Below are 18,612 nucleotides of genomic sequence, written 5' to 3'. Positions count from 1 at the left end.
AGGCGGGCTTGCCCGGTAGGGCGGATGACTCAGTGGGGAGTCCCGCTGACGCGATCCGTAGGATCGGAAGACCAACGATCGGAAAACCAGCGATCGGAAGACCAACGACCGGAAGACCCGGAGGCCCGTCCCGCATGCGTCTGATCCTCATCCGCCACGGCCAGACCCCGTCCAACCTCAAGCACCTTCTGGACACCGCGGTGCCCGGTCCCGGCCTGACGCCGCTGGGGCAGGAGCAGGCTGCCGCGCTGCCCGAGGCGCTGGCGGGCGAGGCGATCGACGCGCTGTATGTCTCGACGCTGCTGCGCACTCAGCTGACCGCCGCCCCGCTGGCCGCGGCCCGGGATCTGGAGCCGGTGGTGCGCGAGGGGCTGCGGGAGCTGATAGCGGGTGAGCTGGAGATGCGCGGCGACGACGAGGCGGCCGACCTCTACATGACCACGGCGTTCGCCTGGGCGGCCGGTGATGTCGAGCGGCGGATGCCCGGCGCGGAGACCGGCACCGAAGCGCTGGGCCGCTTCGACGCCGTCGTCGCCGAGGCCGCCGGTTCCGGCGCGGGCTCGGTGGCGATGGTCAGTCACGGCGCGGCGATCCGCACCTGGGTCGCCGCCCGCGCCGTCAACGTCGACGTGGCGCACGCGGCGTCCCACCCGCTGGCCAACACCGGGGTCGTCGTTCTCGACGGCTCGCCCGCCACCGGCTGGCAGTGCCTGCTGTGGGAGGGCAAGCCGCTCGGCCCGTCCTCCGGCACTCCGGGCGGCGACGGCCCGACGGGCGAGCCGGTGACGGGCTGACGTGCGGACGGGCTGACGTGCGGACGGGCTGACGTGCGGACGGGCTAGAGCCCCTTCACGTTGTCGCCGAAGGTCCAGTTCTTCGAGCCGTCCCAGTTGATCGACCAGGTCATCAGGCCCTTCAGGGAACCGCCGTACGTGTTCCATGCCTGCTTGACCTGGCTGGGCGTCATATAGCCGCCGCCCGCGCCGGACTGGGCGGGCAGGCCGGGGACCTGCTTGTCGTAGGGAACCTTGATGGTCGTGCCCTGGATGACGAGGCCCTTGTTCAGGCAGGTGGTCTGGGCAGTGAAGCCCTGAACGGTGCCCGCGGAGTAGGAGTCGCCGGAGCAGCCGTACATCGAGCCGTTGTAGTACTGCATGTTGAGCCACCACAGGCGGCCGTTGTCCGCGTACTTCTTGATGATGGGCAGGTACGCGCCCCAGATCGACCCGTACGTGACGCTGCCGCCGGTGACATAGGCGGTCTCCGGGGCCATCGTCAGGCCGAACCCGGACGGCATCCGGGCGAGGATGCCGTCGATGATGCGGATCAGGTTGGCCTGCGACGTGGACAACTGGGAGATGTTGCCGCTGCCGGTGAGGCCGGTCTCGATGTCGATGTCGATGCCGTCGAAGTTGTACTGCTTCAGGATCGGCACGATCGTGTCGACGAACCGGTCGGCGACCGCGGTGGAGTTGAGGTCGATGCCGGCCGTGGCGCCGCCGATCGACATGAGGATCGTCTGGCCCGCGGCCTTCGCCTGGCACATCTCGGCCGGGGTGGCGACCTTCACGCCGGTGTCCATGCCGTTCTCCCACAGCGCCGTGCCGTCGGAGCGGATCACGGGGAAGGCGGCGTTGATGACGTTGTAGCCGTGCTGGGCGATCGCCGGGTTGGTGATCGGGGTCCAGCCGAAGGGAGGGTGGACGCCGTTGGCCGCGCCGTCCCAGTTCTCCCAGTAGCCCTGCAGAACCTTGCCGGACGGTCTCGGCTTTGTCGCACAGGTGTCGGCTGCGGGGGCGGCCGGCGCGGCGACCAAAAGCGTGGTGACGGTCGCGGCCGCGGTCAGGGCGGCGGCGAGCAGGCGGGAGGTGCGGGGGCTGCGCGGGCGGAACGGCATGGGGGCTCCCGTGGGGTCGCTGAGCGCCGGACAGGGGTGGGGTGTCTGGATGTCGCGAGCATGACGCACGGTAGGCAGGTCCAGACCTTTCGTCAATGGGTCTGGACCAATTGAGTACGGGCGCAACTCCGCGGTGCGGCATGGAGGTTGGATCCGGGGCGGCGCGAACTCCTGATTCGAGGCTTGGGATCGCTGCCTGCGGACGTTGTCCAGCGGCTATTGCCGTGCGGGCCGGTCGGGCGCGCGAAGGGCATGGGAGTGCGGGGACTAGCGCTTCAGTGCTCGGTAGCGCTTCATGAGGGCGGTGATCCTGTCGGGGTCGGCCTGGTTGTTCAGCTCTGTCAGCAGGTCGTCGGGGCAGAGTTCGTAGAGGTCTCCCCACCAGCGTCGGCCCTTGTTGTCCCAGATCCGGTAGCCGCCCGGTATCCCGCGCGCTACGTACCGCCGTTTGCTCACGCCACCCCTCCGACCGTTGACTCTCCCGGCTAGCCAAGCAGATTGCTTCGCGGAGCACGATGTCATTGATCCCCAGTCATCGAACCCTGGTCGGGAGGGGGCAGCGTGGCGCCGAACGCCATCTATCGCGACCTGACGGTCGTCGCTCCATTCGCTCAGTAGCGCGTCGCAGTCGGCATCACGCTTGATGTGAGCGGTTGCCGAGCTCAGCAGGGTTTCTGTCGGGCCGCGTAGCGGCGGGCCTTCGCGCGGTTGCCGCACACGCGCATCGAGCACCAGCGGCGGCTGCGGTTCTTCGAGGTGTCCCAGAAGACCCAGGCGCAGGCGTGTTCGGAGCAGCGTTTGAGCCGGGCGGCCTCGCCGGTGACGGCGAGTTCGCTCCAGGCGATCGCTAGTGCGGCCAGCGCCTTGCGGGGTGCGGTGAGATGCGGGGCGGGCGCGAGCACCCCGGCGCGCAGGGTCGCTCCGGTCCCTGTGTTGTCCGTGCTCTCGGCGGCACCGGTGGTCACGACGACCGGCAGGTCGCGCAGTGCCTCGGTGGCCTCGTACAACAGCGTCGGATCGGCCTGGTCGCCCACGTGGACTCCGAGCTCCTCGCGTATCCCGGCTCGCATCCGCAGGCACAGCGCGTGGTCCTGCGCACGCACCCGCTCGCGGCCGCGCAGCAGCCCCTGTTCCCGTAGCCACGCGTCGAGCCCGCGAGCCGTGTCGAGGTCGTCGGTGCCCTCCTCGACGTCGACCGTGTTGGCGAACGCCTGGACCAGCAGGGCGGATGGAGGTGTGTCGACCATGTCTGCGAGTGTACGCCGACTAACCGGCTATCGGTTTGACCGGGTAGCGGGGGCCGGGCCATCCGTGCCAGACTCAAGGCGCCAGAGTTCACCCCCAAAAGGGGTTAGACGGTTAGAGCCCACGCTTGGGCCGGAGGCATGGGGGAGACGGGTGAGTGAACCCAGGTTCGACACCATCGAGGCACCGCCGACGCCAGAAGGGGGGCCCGCCGAGTCGTCCGCGTCAGGGGGCGAACGCGGCAGGCGGAACACCGTTGTCCTGCTCGTCTTCACCGCCGTCACCAACCTCGCGGACGGTGTCACCAAGATCGCCCTGCCGCTCATGGCCACCCAGGCATCCGGTTCACCTGCCCAGGTCTCCGCCGTCTCCCTCACCCTGTCCCTGCCGTGGCTGCTCGCCGCCCTGCACGTCGGTGTCCTCGTCGACCGCCTCGACCGGCGCCGACTGCTGTGGGCCGCCAACGCGCTGCGCCTCCTGGCGATCGGCTCGCTGATACCGCTGGTCGCCGCCGACACCGTCACCATCGTCGTGCTCTGCGGTGCGGGCGCGGTGCTCGGGATCGCCGAGGTCATCGCCCTGACCTCGGCCTCGGCGCTGATCCCGGCGCTGACCCCGCCGGAGGGCAGGGAGCGGGCCAACACCTGGATCGCGGGCGCGGAGACGGTCTGCAACGAGTTCGCCGGGCCCTTCGTCGGCGGCCTCCTCCTCGCGGCCGGTACCGGTGTCGCCCTTGGCGCGACCTGGACGGCCTACCTGGTGGCCTCGCTCATCGTGATCCTGCTCGTCGGCCGGTTCCGCGCGGCCCGGGAGGACGGCGGGGGCGTCGAGGCTGCCCCCGCGACCGTCCGTCTCCAGATCGCCGAAGGCCTGCGCTACCTCTGGAACCACGTGCTGCTGCGCACCATGGCGCTCATCCTGACCGTCCTGTGCGCGTGCTGGGGTGCCTGGCTCGCGCTGATGCCGCTCTTCGCCACCTCCGTCATGCACCTGAACGCCCGTGAGTACGGCACCTTGCTCAGCGCGCTCGGCGTCGGCGGCCTGGCCGGCGCGCTCGCCGTGAGCCGCGTCAACCGCCTCTTCGGCCGCCGCTGGGTGATGTTCGCCGATCTGATCGGCACGTTGGCGATGATGGCCGTGCCCGCGCTGACCACCGACCTCTGTGCCGTGGCCGTCGCCGCCTTCCTCGGCGGCATGGGCGGCACCCTGTGGACGGTGAACTCCCGGACCCTGGCGCAGCGCCTCGTGCCCGACGCCCTGCTCGGCCGGTTCAGCGCCGTCAACCGGCTGTTCAGCTGGGGCGCCATGCCTGTGGGGGCCGGGCTGATGGGGTTGCTCGCCGAATGGTTCGGCCTGAGGCTCGCGTTCGCCGTCTTCGCCGTGTCGGTGGCCCTGACCGTGCCGCCGTTTCTGCGGGTCATGACACGGCCCGTGCTCGCGGAGGCGTTCGGGGACGGCAAGTAGCGCCGCCCGAGGTTCCCGTAGCGTCTTGGGTGCAGGGCATTGAGGTGCAGGTAATTGAGGTGCAGGTAATCGAGGCGCAGGGGCGGCAGGTTGTACCTGTGTCGGCTCTCGCAGTTCCGTTGATGGAGGGTGGCACATGAAAGTTACGCTGACCGACGACGAGGCGCTTGTTCTGTCGGACTGGCTCGACCGGGTGATGCACCGGGACGACTTCGCGCAGCTGGTGGACGACCGAGCGGTGTGGGCGCCGCTCCTCAAACTCAGTGGTTCCCTTGAGACGCAACTTCCGGTCATCTTCGATGCTTCGTATGCCGACCAGCTCGAAGCGGCACGTGAACGCCTGGTGGCGAGACTGGGGGACTTCGGGAAGTGACTTTCGCGGGTGCCGGCGAACTCGTACAAGCTCAGCGCGTCACTCTTGCCGTGCGATGTGGAAGATGGGCCGGCTGGGGGCGATGCGGCGCAGATCGGCGTTGGTCGGCTTCCGCGCGACGTCGGGAAAGAACACGGGGACCTCCGCCTTCCAGCGCTTCATGTAGGCGCTCAGCACTGCGGGCTTGTCGTCATCGGCGACCTCGGTGGCGGTGAACGGAACGGACTTCTTGCCCAGACGTAGCTCTCCGCGGCCCGCGGCCCGCAGGTTGTGGGTCCACTGGACGTGGCCGCGCGGAGCGAGGAGGTACGTCTGCCCATTGGTCGTCAGCACGTGGACGGGGGTGTGCCGTGAGAGGCCGCTTTTGCGGCCGCGGACCGTGAGGATGCGGATACCGAAGAGGCCGACTCCCCGGCGGCACAGCCAGATGACGACGGGGTTTGTGACGTGCACGAAGAACCAGCCGGGCTTCTGCAGGTGCGTGTGCGCGGTCATCCGGGGCTCCCTGAAGAAGAGAGTTTCCGAGGGCGCTGCTCTCGCTTGTGGGCAGTGTGTGCGCGTCCGGTGCTCCGCATCAAGTGCACTGCTCTGTTTTCGGTGCGGCGCTCAACTCGCCGCTTGACGTCCCCGCCCGACCATCGAGCGGAACTGCCCCCTACGTTCCCGCCCTGCCACCAAGCGGAACTGCCCCACACGTGCCCACACGTGCCCACACGTGCCCGTACGTGCCCCCAAGTGAGAGCCCGCGCGGACCAGTTCAGCCACGCCGCCAAGCTGGGCAACCGGCGACCCTTCCGCCACGCCGCTCTTCGACCGGCCTCTGGTCAGGCCGGCCGTCGCGCGGTACATCACCCATAGAACTCCGCGCGGCGGGCTCGGCCCGCCGCTGAACGGCAGGGACTCGCGACATGGCCGATGAGGAAGCTGAACCGGCGCAAGGGCGTCTCGGCGGCAAGGTGGCCTTTGTGACAGGGGCGGCCGGAGGCCTTGGACGTGATGTCGTGCGCCGCATGGCCGGGGAGGGCGCGGATCTGGTCATCGTGGACATCTGCCGGCCCGTCGACACCGTGCCGTATCCGCTGTCGACGCCGGAGGACCTGAGCGACGCGGTCGAGGAGGTGCGGGATCTGGGCCGCCGCGTCGTGGCGCGGCAGGCCGATGTACGCGATCGGGACGCCCTCCGGGAGGCCTACGACGCGGGGCTCGCCGAGTTCGGGCAGATCAATGTCGTGGTCGCCAACGCGGGGATCGCGCCGCTGCTCGTGGAGGACCAGGTGCAGGCGTGGCACGACGCCATTGGCGTCAACCTCACCGGCACCTTCCACACCATCGAAACCGCCCTCCCCTCGATGGTCGACGCCGACCAGGGCGGCTCGATCGTGATCGTCAGCTCCACCGCCGGACTGGTCGGTATCGGCGGGGCGAGCAATGGCGGTCTGGGCTACGCCGCCTCCAAGCACGGCCTGGTCGGGCTGATGCGGACGTACGCCAACAACCTCGCCCCGCACAGCATCCGCGTGAACTCCGTACACCCCACCGGCGTGGCCACGCCCATGGTCGTCGACCCCGTCATGGCCGAGTTCGTCGCCCAGGACCCGATTCTGTCCGAGGGGGCGCCGAACGCCCTGCCGGTGGACGTGATCGAACCGCTCGACGTGTCCAACGCCATCCTGTGGCTGGCCTCGGACGAAGCCCGCTACGTCACCGGTGTCACGCTCCCCGTCGACGCCGGATTCATCAACCGCCGCTGAGCTGCGCCGTCGCTGAGCCGCGGATTCGCCGAGCCGGAGGTGCGGCAGCCCATGACTGATCAGTACGCGGACACGATCCTGGTGGGCGGGCACGTCAGGACGGTGCACGGTCGGGCCGAGGGGCTCGCCGTACGCGCCGGTGTCATCGAGACCGTGGGCAGCGGCGCGGAGATCCTCGAGCGGCGGGGACCGCACACGCGGGTGGTCGACCTGGCCGGAGGCACTGTCCTGCCGGGCCTGCACGACCTGCATGTGCACCCGATCTACGCGGGCGTCCGGGAACGCCGCTGCAAGGTCCCCCAGGGCTCGAGCCTGGAACAGACGCTGAGCATTGTGGCCGAGCACGTGGCCCGGGCGGCCCCCGGCGCATGGGTGCTCGGCGGGCAGTGGGACGCGTCCGCGCTCGGCGTCAGCCCGGACCGGACCATGCTCGACGCCATCGCCCCCGACCATCCCGTTCTCCTGGAGGACACCAGCGGCCACAGTTCGTGGGTCAACAGTGCGGCACTCAGGGCCGCAGGGATCGGCCCCGGCACCCCCGACCCGCCGGGCGGCATCTTCGAGAGGGACACCGTGGGCCGTCCGACCGGCGTCCAGCGTGAGACCGCCGCCGACCTCCTCGCGGCCTCGGCACCCAAACCCGCCGATGAGGAAGTGGAGGCGGCTCTGGAGTGGGCCCTGGGGGAGATGCTCTCCTACGGCATCACGTCGTTCACCGAGGCCGCGGTCGGGTTCACCGCCGGGCCGCGCTCCGAACTGCGCGCCTACACCCGTCTCGCGGCGCGGGGCGCCGTCAAGCAGCGGGTGCGCCTGAGTCTCGTCTGGTCCCCGTACGACCCCGGATGCGACGAGCTGATCGCCATGCGGAACCTCTACGCCGGCGCCCGCCTCGCGCCCGACTGCGTCAAGATCTTCCTGGACGGAGTTCCGACGGACAGCCACACCGCGGCGATGATCGAGCCCTACGCGGACACGGTGGAGGGCCGGGGCGACGAGGCCGGGCGGCACGGGATGCTCGCGATCGCGCAGCCGGTCCTGAACGAGGCGGTGACCCGGTTCGACCGGACGGGTATCACCGTGAAGTTCCACGCGGCCGGTGACGCCGCGGTGAGGGCGGCGCTCGACGCCATCGAGGCCGCCCGCTCGGCCAACGGGCCCGGTCCCTGCATGCACAACGTGGGGCACTGCACGTTCGTGACCGAGTCCGACATCGGGCGTGCCGCGCGCATCGGCGCCACGTTCGAGGTCTCCCCCTACCTGTGGCGGCCCTCCCCGATCTGCGCCGACATCGCCGCCGCCGTCGGCCCGGCCGCGATCCGGCGCGTGTGGCCGGTGCGCGAGATGCTCCAAGGCGGCGCGCTGGTCGTCGCGGGATCGGACTGGTGCGTCGTGCCGTCGGTGAACCCGTGGTCCGCCATCGAAACCCTCGTCACCCGCCAGGAGCCGGGAGGAGGCGCCGCATCCTTCGGCCCCGACCAGGCGATCACCTTGGAGCAGGCCTTCGACCTCTTCACGGTCAACTCCGCACGCCAGGAGGGAATGGCGCACCGGGTCGGACGCATCGAACCCGGCATGCACGCCGATGTCGTCGTCGTCGACCAGGACCCCTTCGACGTACCGATCACCCAGGTGCACGCCACCGAGGTGAGGATGACGTTCGTCGAGGGCGAGATGGTCTACGACGCGGAGGGACAACGGGGCCCGAAGTGATGCCGTCGCCGCCGAACCGAAGGCTTCCCCTGCCAAGAACGTGGGGCACCTCGCAACCTCGTCGTGCCATGCCCGCGTGGCGGGGAGGGGATGATGCGGGCCATGGAACTTCCGTACTCAGCTGCTTGGTTGTCGCGTTGGCGTGTCGAGGTCACGGACGCCGTGAACGGCATGATGTCGACCTTCGAGGAGACGCACGGCTTCGCGCCGGGCGCCAATGAGGTACGCGTCGCCAACGAGGACGATCTTTGTGCCGCCCGTGACTACGCCCGGTTGTCCCTGGGGTTCGATGACATGCGCCTGTTCTACGAGTCCATCGGGGAGGTCGCCCTGCCGGATGTGGGCAACGGCTACTTCATCCACTCGGCGCGCACTGTCCTGGCCGAGGTAGCGGAGGGAGGCTATGTGTTCATCCCAGAGGCTGACGATCCACACGGCACGGTGATCGGCTCGGACGGAGGAGGCCTTCTGTTCGTGGCCGACTGGGGTGGTGTGATCCACCGATCCCGGACGGCTTCCCTGGAGGTGGGAGAGTTCGACGGGGTCGCCGATGACCTGCCGGAATTCCTTGATCTCCTCCGACGGTCCGTAGTTCATTTCGTGAGAACGGGCGAACCTGGCGGCTACCTGTAGGCGGCGGGTCCGGGCGGGGCGTCGGAGCCTCGCCGCCGCCGGTCAGTCTCCGGACACGGCGCCGCGCCACCAGGAGCCAGGGAGCTACCGCGTGCGCAGGAGTCGCTGCGCTTTGGTGCGCACATCGGCGTTCTTCTCCGTGGCGGTCAGCGCGGTCAGTTCGTCGGTGAACCGCGACACGAGTTCCGGGGTGTACTGCAGCGCCTCGACCGCCCGGTACCTGACGCGGGAGCGCGGGTCCTTCAGCAGACGGCTCAGTGCGGCTCTGGCCTCGGGATTCTCCCGGGCCTTCGCCGAGGAACGCAGGTGCACGCCGAGCGCGATGGCCGCGCCCACTCGTTCTCCGGTCTCCGGGGAGCGGGCGAATTCGAGGATCTCGGGCAGCTCCAGTGACGGCGCCATTTGCGCGATGTCGCCCGCCACTTGCTGCCGCACCCCGAGCGGCGTGCCGTAGAAGGCGCTGGACAGGGCCTGGAACTCCTCCCGTACGAGCTTGCGCGCCACGCCTTTCACGGACGCGCGCAGCTCGTCGGGGTCCGCGCGGTCCGCCTGTTGGGCGAGGTTCTCCATCTCCTCGCTCATTTTCCTGCCGAGACTGGCCCTCACTTCGACGCCGAAGACGGACGCCGAGAGTTCCCCGCTCTCGGTGGCCACCTTCTCCAGGATCTTGCGGAGGGGTGCCCTGAACAGGATCAGCAACAGGACCAGCAGGGCCGGCCAGATGAGCGTCTGCAGGTAGGAGAGAACTATGTGCGCGACGTCCATCGGCCTCAACTCCTACCGGTCGGCGTCCGCTTCCGCCGAGCCAGTCGCCACCCGCCCTGACACACCCCAGCCTGCCACCGAAGCCCGGATGCGGACCCTGGTCGGCCGGTGGGGGAGGGCAGACCGACGGCAAGGAGACGCGGAAGTTCCCGGATGACCGAAACCGTGTGCCCCGCCAAGTCATCTGGCGCGTCCAGGCGTTGACCGCGTCGCTGTGTGACGTTTGCATGTCGGTGGCTCTCCGAATGGAGTGCCGAGGCGGACGGTGTCCGGGGGAGACGTGGGGGGAAACATGAACCGGGTAACAGCCAGACGTGGTCGGGTCGTCCTGAGCGCGGCGGCCGTGGTCTGTGTGATCACGGCGGTTCTGCCTGGAGCGGCCTGGGCGGGGCCGGGCGACGGCGCGGATGGCGCTGACGTCGGCGCGGCCGGTGTGGAAAGGGTCAGCGTCGCGGCCGACGGGACCCAGGCCAACGACGATTCCGCCGAGGCGTCGATCACACCGGCCGGTGACCGCGTGGTCTTCTCCTCGTACGCGAACAACCTCACCCCCGGCAACACGGGAAGAAACAGCCGGGTCTTCGTCCGCGATCTGGCGACGGGAGGGAACCGGCAGTTCGGCGGACCCGCGAAGGGGGCGCCCATGCTCAGCAGTGACGGGCAGATCCTGGCCTATCTGGCCCCCAGGTTCGACAGTGAGGCCCTGTATCAGAACCATCTGAGCCTGGGCTGGTCGTCCGCCTACACCTGCTCGCTCCTGACCTGCGAGGCGTCCATGGGCGCGAGCGAACGGCAGCAGGCGATCACGGTCCGCTTCAGGTGGCCGGAGCAGAATCAGCGCGTCCAGGTCCGCAGCCCGGACACCGGCGAGCTGCAGACGATCGACATCATTCACAACACCGCACCGATCCGGCCGTCCCTCAGCGCCGACGGCACCCGTCTCGCCTATCAGGACGGCGGTGAGCAGGACATCCTCTTGTGGGACTGGGCCGGCAACAGCGTCAACTACCCGATCGAGGGGGAGGGCAGGGCGGCCGAACTCGTCCAGCTCAGCGACGACGGCAGCAAGATCGTCTACCTCTCGGGCCCCGACACGTACGTCCATGACATCGCCTCCGGCACCGCCGTGCAGGTGTCCGGCGTGAAGGGCATCGCCATCGACCCCACCGGCCGCTACCTCTTGCACACTCCGTCCGCTGCGACCGGGCCGGCTCCGCTCACGCTGCGGGACCTGGAGACGGGCACGGACGAGAGCGTCACCGACCGCCCCGCCACCGCCGGGATCGACTCGGTCAGCGCGGGCGGGCGCCAGGTGGTCTTCCGGTCCACGGCCGGGGACCTCGTTCCCGACGACACCAACGGCAAGGCGGACATCTTCCTGCGCACCCTTCGCTGACCACCCCGGCGGCACCAGGCACCGGAGTGTCGGCAGCGCGGCGGACGACCGGCCCTGCTCTCGGAGCGGGCAGGGGGGCAGGGGTTCACCAAGGGAGGTTCCCGGATCGGTCGATGAACTGTCCCGTCGGTCCGTCCGGGCCGATCGTCGCGAGCGTCACGATGGACTCCGCGCCGTCGGCGACGCTGTGTCCGACGCCGCCGGTGAAGTCGGTCGCGGTCTGGCCGGGGTCCGCGGCGTTGACCTTCACGTCCTTCAGTTCCTTGGCGTACTGCGTCGTGAGCATCGTGACCGCGGCCTTCGAGGCGGAGTAGAGGGGCAGGGCGTACTGCGACTCGATCCGCTCCGGATCCTGGGTCATGCCGAAGGAGCCCATCCCGCTGGACACGTTGACGATCACAGGGTTCGTCGACTTGCGCAGCAGCGGCAGGAAGGCGTGCGTGACGCGCACGAGCCCGACGACGTTCACGTCGAGCACGGCGCTCACGTCCGCCGCGGTGTACTCCTCGACGGGGCCGACCTTGCCGAGGACGCCGGCGTTGTTGACCAGGACGTCGATGGCACCCTCCCGCGCGGCGACATCCGCGGCGGCGGCCCGGACCGAGTCCTCGTCGGTCACGTCGATCTGAACGAACCGGGCGCCGAGCGATGCGGCCGCGGCCAGACCGCGCTCACGGTCGCGGGCGCCGAGGAGGACGGTGTGCCCCGCCGCGACGAGGCGACGAGCGGTCTCAAGACCGAGGGACTTGTTGGCGCCGGTGATGAACGTGGTGGTCATGCTGGTTCCTCCTGGTCCGAACAGCACGGTCGTGCGCTGTTCACGCACTTCATGCTGGGTCCACAGGAGGGGTCGGCGGGAGCTACGGTGCTTCCTGGTATCGCGCGTACCACCCAGCGGGCCGGTCCCACCGGACGAGGAGGAACTCCCACCGGACAAGGCGGAACTCCCACCGGACGAGGCGGAACGCGGGGCTTCAGCCGGCTTCAGCCCTGAGGCGCCATTCTCTGGACCCCGACGGTCGCGAGGAGTTCGAGTTTGCTGCGGGCGTCGGTGCCCGGCTGCGGCGTGTACACCACGAGGCGGAGATTCGTGTCCTGGGTGTGGAGGATGTCGGAGTTCATGGCGATGTCTCCGACCTCCGGGTGCTGGACGCGTTTGTGCGCACTCTGGTGGCCACCCACGGCTCGGCGGCTCCACAACTCGCGGAAGCGCGGGCTGTCGCTCAGCCTCGTCACCAGCGCCGCGAGGTCGGGATCGTCGGGATACCGGCTCGTCGTCGCGCGCAGGTCGGCGACGAGGGACTCCTCGAACGCCGCCCGCTCGGCCGCCGTCTGCCGGACCCGGGGCAGTTCACCCAGGAACTGCCAGACCAGGACGTTGCGGTCGCCCGCGTCGCGGACCGTGGGATCGCCGAACGTGGCCGCGAACAGCTGATTCCAGTGAAGCAACTGCCACGTGGCGTCGAAGATGGCCAGGGGGCTGCCGACGAGCTGGTCCACGATCCGGTACAGGCTCTCCGGGATCCTTCGTGGCACCCGGCTCGGATCCGCCGCATGACCGGCCATGCGCAACAGGTGAGCGTGCTCGTCGTCCGACAGGCGCAGGGCGCGGGCCAGGGCCGAGCAGACCTGTGCCGAAGGTGTCGCCACCCGGCCCTGCTCCAGCCGGACCACGTACTCGACGGAGATACCGGCGAGCGTCGCCAGTTCCGCGCGCCGCAGACCGGGAACCCGACGGGGTGAACCGTGCGCGAAGCCCACCGTCGCGGGGTCCAGCCGGTCCCGCCATGCCCTCAGCGCGGCACCGAGTTGCTCCATGCACATCAACCTTCCGCACACCCCGCCCCGCTGGAACCTGGCTGGATGGTACGTGCTGCACCGCGAAGACCCGTAGCCCGATCAAGGGCTCCCGGAGAGCTCCCGTGTGTCAATGCCTCCCGTAGTCAGTCATTCCCGGTGGTGTCGAGCATCTCGGCCGCGGTACGGATCTGTGCGGCGCGGTCGCGGTGTTCAGCGGCTCGACCGGCTTCGCCCTGCTGGGCGAGCTGACGGGTCAGGTTGTCCTCGAGCGCCGCGAGTTTCTGGAGCGCTGCGAGGGTCTTCGACCGCAGCCGGTCTGCCACGGCTTCCAGCGCTTGGACGGAACGCTGGTGTTGCGTGTGCGGCGCGGCGGAGGCCGCCACCTCCCGGTCGACCGCGTCCTGTTCACGGGTATCGGCCCCCTGCTCCCGGCGCAGCGCTGCCCGGCGACGATCCAGACGCGCCTGGCTGGCGCGCAGCAGTTCCTCCGTCCGCTCGATCTCCTCGTAGGAGCGCTGCGTACGCGTGGGAGCCGGTTGGCCCGCTGCGCGCAGCCGTTGATCCAGACGCTGCTCGCGGGCGGCGATGTCCTCGTGCCAGGCGTCCGCCTTCGCTTCCCGCGCGTCCGCGGCGGCCTCCCGCGCGTCGGCGATGCGCTCGCGTTCATCGGCCGCTGCCTCGCGCGCACCGGCCGCGGCATCGCGCCGGTCCGCTGCCTGCTTTCGCGCACCGCCGGCATCTTCCCGCGCGTCGCGACCCGGTGCCGCGTCGTCTACGGGTGCGGGGTCGTCCGTGGAGTCAGCATTCATTGGGGCAGTATGCATCGCCGCGCCACACCGGATGAGCCGCGTGCGACCGGAACTTGCCCGGCGTATTCGGCGAGCGCTCGGAGCAGGCCGTAGGTGGACACGCCTGACCACTCGCGCCCTGAACGAGGAACGGGGAGGCCGGGCACGACCCTGTCGCGGCAGGAACCCCGCGACCGGCGTCTTCTCGCACGTTCGAGCCGGTTTTCCTGTGCTTCGGACACCCGGAAATCTGTCACGGCGGTTGTAGACATTCGGGAGGGGGGTGGTTATGGTTTGTGTCGTAGCCGAGATCCACAGGGCCTGGCGGACAGTGAGCTGCTGGGTACTCGGATTCGCAGGTTGCGGTTGGCATGACGGTGCGGCGGTGGAGTCCCGAAGCCAGGGCAGTTGCAGGACGGTGACGGGGCTGACGGCCGGACCGGGTGGCCCGCAGTGCATCAGGGGCCGCCATGCAGGACCGCGGGCGGGCAGGAATCACGTCCGCGGGGCAGTGGACAGCAGGAGAGTTTCACCTAGAGGAACACGGAGGACCTGTAGCGCCAGCAGGATCGCCCGGGAAACGCATCGCCGCCCCGGGTACCGCAGGACATCGATAGCGAGGTGGTCTGAGGTCAAGCAACCGCGATCCCCGTACGCCCGGCAGTACAAGCGCCGGACAAGCGGACACAGAAGGCCCATGCCAGTGGTGGGCCGGCAGTTGGTGTAACAGTTTCTTCGGGGCCCGGGTGCCGACAGGCATCCGGGCCCCTCGACGCGTTTTCCAAGAGAGAGGTGCAGATGACAGCAGCCAACCCGGATCATCGCTCCGACGACCGCCCCGATGCCGGCGGCCGCCTGGACGATGACGATTACCCCGCCTACACCATAGGGCGGGCCGCCGACCTGCTCGGCACCACTCAAAGCTTCCTGCGGGCCGTGGGCGAGGCCCGCCTGATCACCCCGCTGCGCTCCGAGGGCGGACACCGCCGCTACTCCCGCTATCAGCTGCGCATCGCCGCCCGCGCTCGTGAACTCGTCGACCAGGGCACTCCGATCGAGGCGGCCTGCCGCATCGTCGTCCTGGAGGACCAGCTGGAAGAGGCCCAGCGCCTCAACGCCGAATACCGCCGCACCGCCGGTCCCGCCTCGGCCGGGGCCGGCGCGTGACCGGCTGACCCGCGTACAGCCCTCCGCCGACCCGCGTGAGCGGCCGCGCCAACGCACTGACCTCGCACGCTCCCCCTGCCCCCGGGAGCGTGCAGTCGCCATCGGCGATCCCCCGCCCGGTAGCCGCCCTGGCCGCAGGGCACACCGTCGTCGGCACCGTGCGATCCGAGCAGGATCTGCGGGCCTTCGAGGAGCTCGAACCCGGCAACGCTCACGGTCGCCTGCTGGATGTGACCGAGGATGACGCCGCCGCTGGTGTGGTCGCGGAGGTGGAGCGGAGTGTCGGCCCGCTGGACGTCGTCATTGCGAACGCCGGTTACGGCCTGGAGGGCACCTTCGAGGAGACCCCGCTGGCCGAGGTGCGGCGGCAGTTCGAGGTCAACGTGTTCGGGGCCATGGCCACATTGCAGGCGGCACTGCCGCACATGCGCCGTCGCCGCCGCGGGCACCTGATGGCCGTCACCTCCATGGGCGGGCTCATGGCCGTGCCCGGCATGTCCGCATACTGCGGCAGCAAGTTCGCCCTGGAGGGAATCCTCGAGGCGCTGGGCAAGGAAGTCGCGCAGTTCGGCATCCATGTGACGGCGATCGAGCCCGGCTCCTTCCGCACCGACTGGGCCGGGCGGTCCATGACACGTGCCGAGCGGACCGTCGACGACTACGACGAGTTGTTCACCCCCATCCGCGAAGCCCGGCAGAAGGCCAGCGGCAACCAGCTGGGCAATCCGTCCAAGGCCGGGGAAGCGGTGGTGCACATCGCGGCCGTCGAGCGACCGCCCGCCCATCTCGTCCTGGGCTCGGACGCGCTGCGGCTGGTCACGGCCGCCCGCACCGCCGTGGACGAGGACATCCGCGCCTGGGAGGCGCTCTCCCGCACGACCGACTACAGCGAAGGCGCTCAGCTCTGATGCCCGGCCACCATCCCGCGCGTGGCCGTCGCGCCACCGAGCGCAAGGGGGACGTCCGGGAGCGCGCCATCCTCGACACCTGCGAGACGCTGCTGGCGCAGAAGGGCTACGACGCCATGACCGTCGGCGACGTGGCCCAGGGCGCCGGTATCACGCGTGGCGCCCTGTACTTCTACTTCGGCTCCAAGCAAGAAGTGGTCACAGCACTCGTGGCCCGGACCGTCGAGCATCTGTGGGAACGGTCCCGGGCCACCGCTCAGGCGGAGGAGCCGCGCCAGGCCATCGCGACGGCCATGCGGCGCACGGTCGAGCTGTGGAACGAGCACAGCCTGGTCATGCGCGCGGCGATCGATCTGTCGCTGACCGTGCCGGAGATCGGCGAGCTGTGGAACCGCACGGCCGACCTGTTCATCGGGGCCATCACCGCTGTCCTGGAACGCGCCGGCGTCCAGGCCGGAGACGCACCGGACCAGGCCCCGGCGATGGCACGCGCCCTGTGCTGGATGATCGAGCGGACCTTCTACCACGCTTCCCGGGAATCCCCCGAGAAGCTCCAAGAGGCGTCGGCGACGTGCGAGCACATCTGGCTGACCAGCGCCGGTCTGACCACCTGACCGACCTTTTACGTTCCGGGCCCGGGTTCGCTCCGAGTGTTGACCCTCACGTGACGTCAGGCCGCATAGTCGGTGCCGTGGAAGAGCACTGGACTGTGGGACGGGTGGCCGACTTGGCCGGCGTGAGCGTCCGCACGCTGCATCACTACGACGAGATCGGGCTCGTCGAGCCGTCGGCGCGGACCGCGGCCGGGTACCGGGCCTATGCGGCGGGCGACGTGGAGCGGCTGCGGGAGGTGTTGGCCTATCGCCGGTTGGGCTTCGGGCTGCGGGAGGTCGCCGAACTGGTCGGCGACCCGTCCATCGACGCGGTCGCGCACCTGCGCCGTCTGCGCGGCTTGCTGGTCGAGCGGCGTGATCGCGCTGACGCCATGGTGGCGGCCATCGACCGGGAACTCGAGGCGCGGGCGAAGGGACGGATGGTGACACCCGAGGCGCAACTGGAGATGCTCGGTGCACGGCTGTACGACGAGATCGGCGTCGCCTACCCCGCCACACGGCGCACTGAGCCGCGGATCGCCGCGCAGATCTGGGCCGCGCTCGGAGACGCGCAGACAGTGCTGAACGTCGGGGCCGGCACCGGATCCTACGAGCCCCAGGATCGGCACGTGACCGCGGTGGAGCCCTCGACGGTCATGCGGGGGCAGCGGCCGGCCGGCTCGGCACCATGCGTGGCCGCCGCCGCGGAGAGTTTGCCGTTCCGGGACAAGTCCTTCGACGTCGCGATGGCCGTCTCCACCGTCCACCACTGGCAGAACCCGATAGCGGGGCTGCGTGAGATGCGGCGCGTGGCCCGGCGGGTGGTGGTGCTCACGTTCGACACGGACGAGCCCGGATGGCAGGACCGGTTCTGGCTCACGCGCGACTACCTGCCCGAGTTCGCCGGCATCCTCGATGAATTCCCTTCCCTTGCCGGGATGGCCGACGCGATCGGTGCGCGCGCCGAGCCGGTGCCCGTCCCGTGGGACTGTGCCGACGGCTTGTTCGAGGCGTATTGGCGCCGGCCGGAGGCGTATCTGCAGGAGCAGGTGCGCCGCGCGGTGTCGGTGTGGACGAGGGTCGGACCCGAGGCCGAGCAGCGGGCGGTACGCGGCTTGCGCGAGGACCTGGACTCCGGCCGATGGGCCGAGCGCAACAGCGACCTTGTCACCCTCGACGCGGCAGACCTCGGCCTCCGCCTCCTCACGACCTGACCCGCGTCGCGGATCCAGCGCCGGCTGGCCAAAAGCGCTTCGCTGACTAGGCGCCGGCGCCCCCGTCCACCGGAACGATCGCGCCGGTGACATACGAGGCCCGGTCGCTGAGCAGCCACGCCGCCGCCTCGGCGACTTCGCGGGGCTCGGCCATCCTGCCCAGCGGGACGCCTGAGGTGATGCTCGCGACCACACCCGGGGTGGCTGCCTCCCATGTGTCGATCATCTGGGTCGCGGTGCCGCCGGGGGTGATGCCGTTCACGCGGATGCCCTGCGGTCCCCAGGTGACGGCAGCGGTCTCGGTGAGGCTGTTGAGGCCGCGTTTCATCGCGCCGTAGGCGGGCAGCGCCGGGTTGGCGCGGCGGCTGCCGATGCTCGACGTGTTGACGATGGCTCCGCCACCGCTTTGCCGCATGAGCGCCGCCTGCGCCGTCATGGCCGTCCAGTGCGCCCGGAAGTTCACCGCGAACTGCCGGTCGATGTCCTCGTCGTCCGTCGTGTCGAGCGGGCCGGGCTGCTGGATCGCCGCGCCGTTGTTGAACGCGCCGTCCAGCCGTCCGTGGAGTTCCCCGACGCGGTCGACGGCCGCACGGATGCTGTCGCTGTCGGCGAGGTCCAGGGGCACGGCGTCGGCTGCGCCGCCTTCGGCGCGGATCTCGTCGACGATCCGTCGCAGAGCGTCGGTGCCGCGGGCGGCGAGCACGACGGCGGCTCCCTCACGGGCGAAGAGCCGGGCCGCGGCCTCCCCGATTCCGCGGCTGGCGCCGGAGATGAAGATGACCTTGCCGGTGAGCAGGCCGATGGGGGCGATGTCGGTGTGGTTCGTCATGACAGCAATCCCACGTCACCCGCCGCGGCGGAGACAGGCACAAGCGGTACCAGGATGCGGGGGCGGAACAGCGCGCACA

At 70.0% G+C, this 18,612-nt stretch carries 20 protein-coding genes; 11 read left to right on the top strand and 9 right to left on the bottom strand.

The window, feature by feature from the left end; translation table 11 throughout:
* The first annotated feature begins 134 nt into the window (after nucleotides 1-134).
* Entirely contained in the window at nucleotides 135-794 is a 660-nt protein-coding gene (locus C1N81_RS07070) for a histidine phosphatase family protein (protein WP_394427824.1), read from the top strand.
* Between the two features lie 44 nt (nucleotides 795-838).
* Here the strand turns inward: C1N81_RS07070 and C1N81_RS07065 are convergent, their stop codons facing one another.
* The 3 genes from C1N81_RS07065 to C1N81_RS07055 all read right to left on the bottom strand — a co-directional run bounded on the left by C1N81_RS07065 (nucleotide 839) and on the right by C1N81_RS07055 (nucleotide 3,144).
* Nucleotides 839-1,897 carry a chitinase gene (locus C1N81_RS07065; protein WP_394427823.1) on the bottom strand — a complete coding sequence of 353 codons (1,059 nt, stop codon included), beginning with the start codon at nucleotides 1,895-1,897 and terminating at the stop codon, nucleotides 839-841.
* Nucleotides 1,898-2,164: 267 nt separating this feature from the next.
* Complete coding sequence (locus C1N81_RS07060) at nucleotides 2,165-2,353, bottom strand: hypothetical protein (RefSeq protein WP_394427821.1); 189 nt, start codon at nucleotides 2,351-2,353, stop codon at nucleotides 2,165-2,167.
* Nucleotides 2,354-2,559: 206 nt separating this feature from the next.
* A complete protein-coding gene (locus C1N81_RS07055; RefSeq protein WP_394427819.1) occupies nucleotides 2,560-3,144 on the bottom strand; it encodes a CGNR zinc finger domain-containing protein in 585 nt (194 codons plus the stop codon).
* A 151-nt stretch (nucleotides 3,145-3,295) separates the two neighbouring features.
* Here C1N81_RS07055 and C1N81_RS07050 point away from each other — a divergent pair, with 151 nt between their 5' ends.
* Together C1N81_RS07050 and C1N81_RS07045 are read left to right on the top strand one after the other, a co-directional pair.
* Nucleotides 3,296-4,606: an MFS transporter gene (locus C1N81_RS07050; RefSeq protein WP_394427818.1), complete on the top strand. Its 1,311-nt coding sequence runs from the start codon at nucleotides 3,296-3,298 to the stop codon at nucleotides 4,604-4,606.
* Nucleotides 4,607-4,742: 136 nt separating this feature from the next.
* The gene (locus C1N81_RS07045; RefSeq protein WP_394427817.1) at nucleotides 4,743-4,979 is read left to right on the top strand and encodes a hypothetical protein; all 237 of its coding nucleotides are present in this window, start codon (nucleotides 4,743-4,745) and stop codon (nucleotides 4,977-4,979) included.
* A gap of 39 nt (nucleotides 4,980-5,018) precedes the next feature.
* Here C1N81_RS07045 and C1N81_RS07040 read toward each other — a convergent pair whose 3' ends face one another.
* Complete coding sequence (locus C1N81_RS07040; protein WP_394427815.1) at nucleotides 5,019-5,474, bottom strand: nitroreductase family deazaflavin-dependent oxidoreductase; 456 nt, start codon at nucleotides 5,472-5,474, stop codon at nucleotides 5,019-5,021.
* Between the two features lie 413 nt (nucleotides 5,475-5,887).
* On the opposite strand from C1N81_RS07040, the gene C1N81_RS07035 reads away from it, so the two are divergent.
* The 3 genes from C1N81_RS07035 (at nucleotide 5,888) to C1N81_RS07025 (ending at nucleotide 9,073) form a co-directional block, all read left to right on the top strand.
* Complete coding sequence (locus C1N81_RS07035) at nucleotides 5,888-6,730, top strand: mycofactocin-coupled SDR family oxidoreductase (protein WP_394427813.1); 843 nt, start codon at nucleotides 5,888-5,890, stop codon at nucleotides 6,728-6,730.
* 51 nt (nucleotides 6,731-6,781) lie between these two features.
* Nucleotides 6,782-8,440 carry an amidohydrolase gene (locus tag C1N81_RS07030; protein ID WP_394427811.1) on the top strand — a complete coding sequence of 553 codons (1,659 nt, stop codon included), beginning with the start codon at nucleotides 6,782-6,784 and terminating at the stop codon, nucleotides 8,438-8,440.
* A 102-nt stretch (nucleotides 8,441-8,542) separates the two neighbouring features.
* A complete protein-coding gene (locus tag C1N81_RS07025; protein WP_394427809.1) occupies nucleotides 8,543-9,073 on the top strand; it encodes a hypothetical protein in 531 nt (176 codons plus the stop codon).
* 84 nt (nucleotides 9,074-9,157) lie between these two features.
* Here C1N81_RS07025 and C1N81_RS07020 read toward each other — a convergent pair whose 3' ends face one another.
* Complete coding sequence (locus C1N81_RS07020; RefSeq protein ID WP_394427807.1) at nucleotides 9,158-9,838, bottom strand: HEAT repeat domain-containing protein; 681 nt, start codon at nucleotides 9,836-9,838, stop codon at nucleotides 9,158-9,160.
* Nucleotides 9,839-10,130: 292 nt separating this feature from the next.
* Here C1N81_RS07020 and C1N81_RS07015 point away from each other — a divergent pair, with 292 nt between their 5' ends.
* A complete protein-coding gene (locus C1N81_RS07015) occupies nucleotides 10,131-11,234 on the top strand; it encodes a TolB-like translocation protein (RefSeq protein ID WP_394427806.1) in 1,104 nt (367 codons plus the stop codon).
* Nucleotides 11,235-11,319: 85 nt separating this feature from the next.
* Here the strand turns inward: C1N81_RS07015 and C1N81_RS07010 are convergent, their stop codons facing one another.
* From C1N81_RS07010 to C1N81_RS07000, 3 genes are all read right to left on the bottom strand, one after another.
* Nucleotides 11,320-12,012 carry an SDR family NAD(P)-dependent oxidoreductase gene (locus C1N81_RS07010; RefSeq protein WP_394427804.1) on the bottom strand — a complete coding sequence of 231 codons (693 nt, stop codon included), beginning with the start codon at nucleotides 12,010-12,012 and terminating at the stop codon, nucleotides 11,320-11,322.
* A gap of 206 nt (nucleotides 12,013-12,218) precedes the next feature.
* Nucleotides 12,219-13,052, bottom strand: coding sequence for a helix-turn-helix domain-containing protein (locus tag C1N81_RS07005; RefSeq protein ID WP_394427803.1), 834 nt, complete (start codon nucleotides 13,050-13,052; stop codon nucleotides 12,219-12,221).
* A 125-nt stretch (nucleotides 13,053-13,177) separates the two neighbouring features.
* Nucleotides 13,178-13,843 carry a hypothetical protein gene (locus C1N81_RS07000; protein ID WP_394427801.1) on the bottom strand — a complete coding sequence of 222 codons (666 nt, stop codon included), beginning with the start codon at nucleotides 13,841-13,843 and terminating at the stop codon, nucleotides 13,178-13,180.
* 777 nt (nucleotides 13,844-14,620) lie between these two features.
* Between C1N81_RS07000 and C1N81_RS06995 the strand changes: the two genes are divergently transcribed.
* The 4 genes from C1N81_RS06995 to C1N81_RS06980 all read left to right on the top strand — a co-directional run bounded on the left by C1N81_RS06995 (nucleotide 14,621) and on the right by C1N81_RS06980 (nucleotide 17,704).
* Nucleotides 14,621-14,989, top strand: a complete 369-nt coding sequence (locus C1N81_RS06995) for a MerR family transcriptional regulator (RefSeq protein WP_394427800.1) — start codon at nucleotides 14,621-14,623, stop codon at nucleotides 14,987-14,989.
* Nucleotides 14,990-15,078: 89 nt separating this feature from the next.
* On the top strand, nucleotides 15,079-15,897 hold the full coding sequence (locus C1N81_RS06990; RefSeq protein WP_394427798.1) for an oxidoreductase: 819 nt from the start codon (nucleotides 15,079-15,081) through the stop codon (nucleotides 15,895-15,897).
* Nucleotides 15,897-16,511, top strand: coding sequence for a TetR/AcrR family transcriptional regulator (locus C1N81_RS06985; RefSeq protein WP_394427797.1), 615 nt, complete (start codon nucleotides 15,897-15,899; stop codon nucleotides 16,509-16,511). The genes C1N81_RS06990 and C1N81_RS06985 overlap by 1 nt, the downstream gene beginning before the upstream one ends.
* A 95-nt stretch (nucleotides 16,512-16,606) precedes the next feature.
* Nucleotides 16,607-17,704: a MerR family transcriptional regulator gene (locus C1N81_RS06980; protein ID WP_394437778.1), complete on the top strand. Its 1,098-nt coding sequence runs from the start codon at nucleotides 16,607-16,609 to the stop codon at nucleotides 17,702-17,704.
* Between the two features lie 46 nt (nucleotides 17,705-17,750).
* On the opposite strand, the gene C1N81_RS06975 is transcribed toward C1N81_RS06980, so the two are convergent.
* Nucleotides 17,751-18,533 (bottom strand): SDR family NAD(P)-dependent oxidoreductase, encoded by a 783-nt coding sequence (locus C1N81_RS06975; protein ID WP_394427796.1) that lies wholly within the window; start codon nucleotides 18,531-18,533, stop codon nucleotides 17,751-17,753.
* Nucleotides 18,534-18,612: the final 79 nt, after the last annotated feature.

It is taken from the genome of Streptomyces sp. SGAir0957 (genome assembly GCF_043523415.1).
This window is presented reverse-complemented; position numbering and strand designations above follow the sequence as displayed.

Bases quoted from the DNA above. Each gene is read 5' to 3' on its own strand.
- C1N81_RS06975 (WP_394427796.1), bottom strand. From the start codon at position 18,533: ATGACGAACCACACCGACATCGCCCCCATCGGCCTGCTCACCGGCAAG.
- C1N81_RS07070 (WP_394427824.1), top strand. From the start codon at position 135: ATGCGTCTGATCCTCATCCGCCACGGCCAGACCCCGTCCAACCTCAAG.
- C1N81_RS07035 (WP_394427813.1), top strand. From the start codon at position 5,888: ATGGCCGATGAGGAAGCTGAACCGGCGCAAGGGCGTCTCGGCGGCAAG.
- C1N81_RS07065 (WP_394427823.1), bottom strand. From the start codon at position 1,897: ATGCCGTTCCGCCCGCGCAGCCCCCGCACCTCCCGCCTGCTCGCCGCC.
- C1N81_RS06995 (WP_394427800.1), top strand. From the start codon at position 14,621: ATGACAGCAGCCAACCCGGATCATCGCTCCGACGACCGCCCCGATGCC.
- C1N81_RS06985 (WP_394427797.1), top strand. From the start codon at position 15,897: ATGCCCGGCCACCATCCCGCGCGTGGCCGTCGCGCCACCGAGCGCAAG.
- C1N81_RS07010 (WP_394427804.1), bottom strand. From the start codon at position 12,012: ATGACCACCACGTTCATCACCGGCGCCAACAAGTCCCTCGGTCTTGAG.
- C1N81_RS07030 (WP_394427811.1), top strand. From the start codon at position 6,782: ATGACTGATCAGTACGCGGACACGATCCTGGTGGGCGGGCACGTCAGG.
- C1N81_RS07055 (WP_394427819.1), bottom strand. From the start codon at position 3,144: ATGGTCGACACACCTCCATCCGCCCTGCTGGTCCAGGCGTTCGCCAAC.
- C1N81_RS07025 (WP_394427809.1), top strand. From the start codon at position 8,543: ATGGAACTTCCGTACTCAGCTGCTTGGTTGTCGCGTTGGCGTGTCGAG.
- C1N81_RS07040 (WP_394427815.1), bottom strand. From the start codon at position 5,474: ATGACCGCGCACACGCACCTGCAGAAGCCCGGCTGGTTCTTCGTGCAC.
- C1N81_RS07015 (WP_394427806.1), top strand. From the start codon at position 10,131: ATGAACCGGGTAACAGCCAGACGTGGTCGGGTCGTCCTGAGCGCGGCG.
- C1N81_RS07005 (WP_394427803.1), bottom strand. From the start codon at position 13,052: ATGGAGCAACTCGGTGCCGCGCTGAGGGCATGGCGGGACCGGCTGGAC.
- C1N81_RS07045 (WP_394427817.1), top strand. From the start codon at position 4,743: ATGAAAGTTACGCTGACCGACGACGAGGCGCTTGTTCTGTCGGACTGG.
- C1N81_RS07020 (WP_394427807.1), bottom strand. From the start codon at position 9,838: ATGGACGTCGCGCACATAGTTCTCTCCTACCTGCAGACGCTCATCTGG.
- C1N81_RS07000 (WP_394427801.1), bottom strand. From the start codon at position 13,843: ATGAATGCTGACTCCACGGACGACCCCGCACCCGTAGACGACGCGGCA.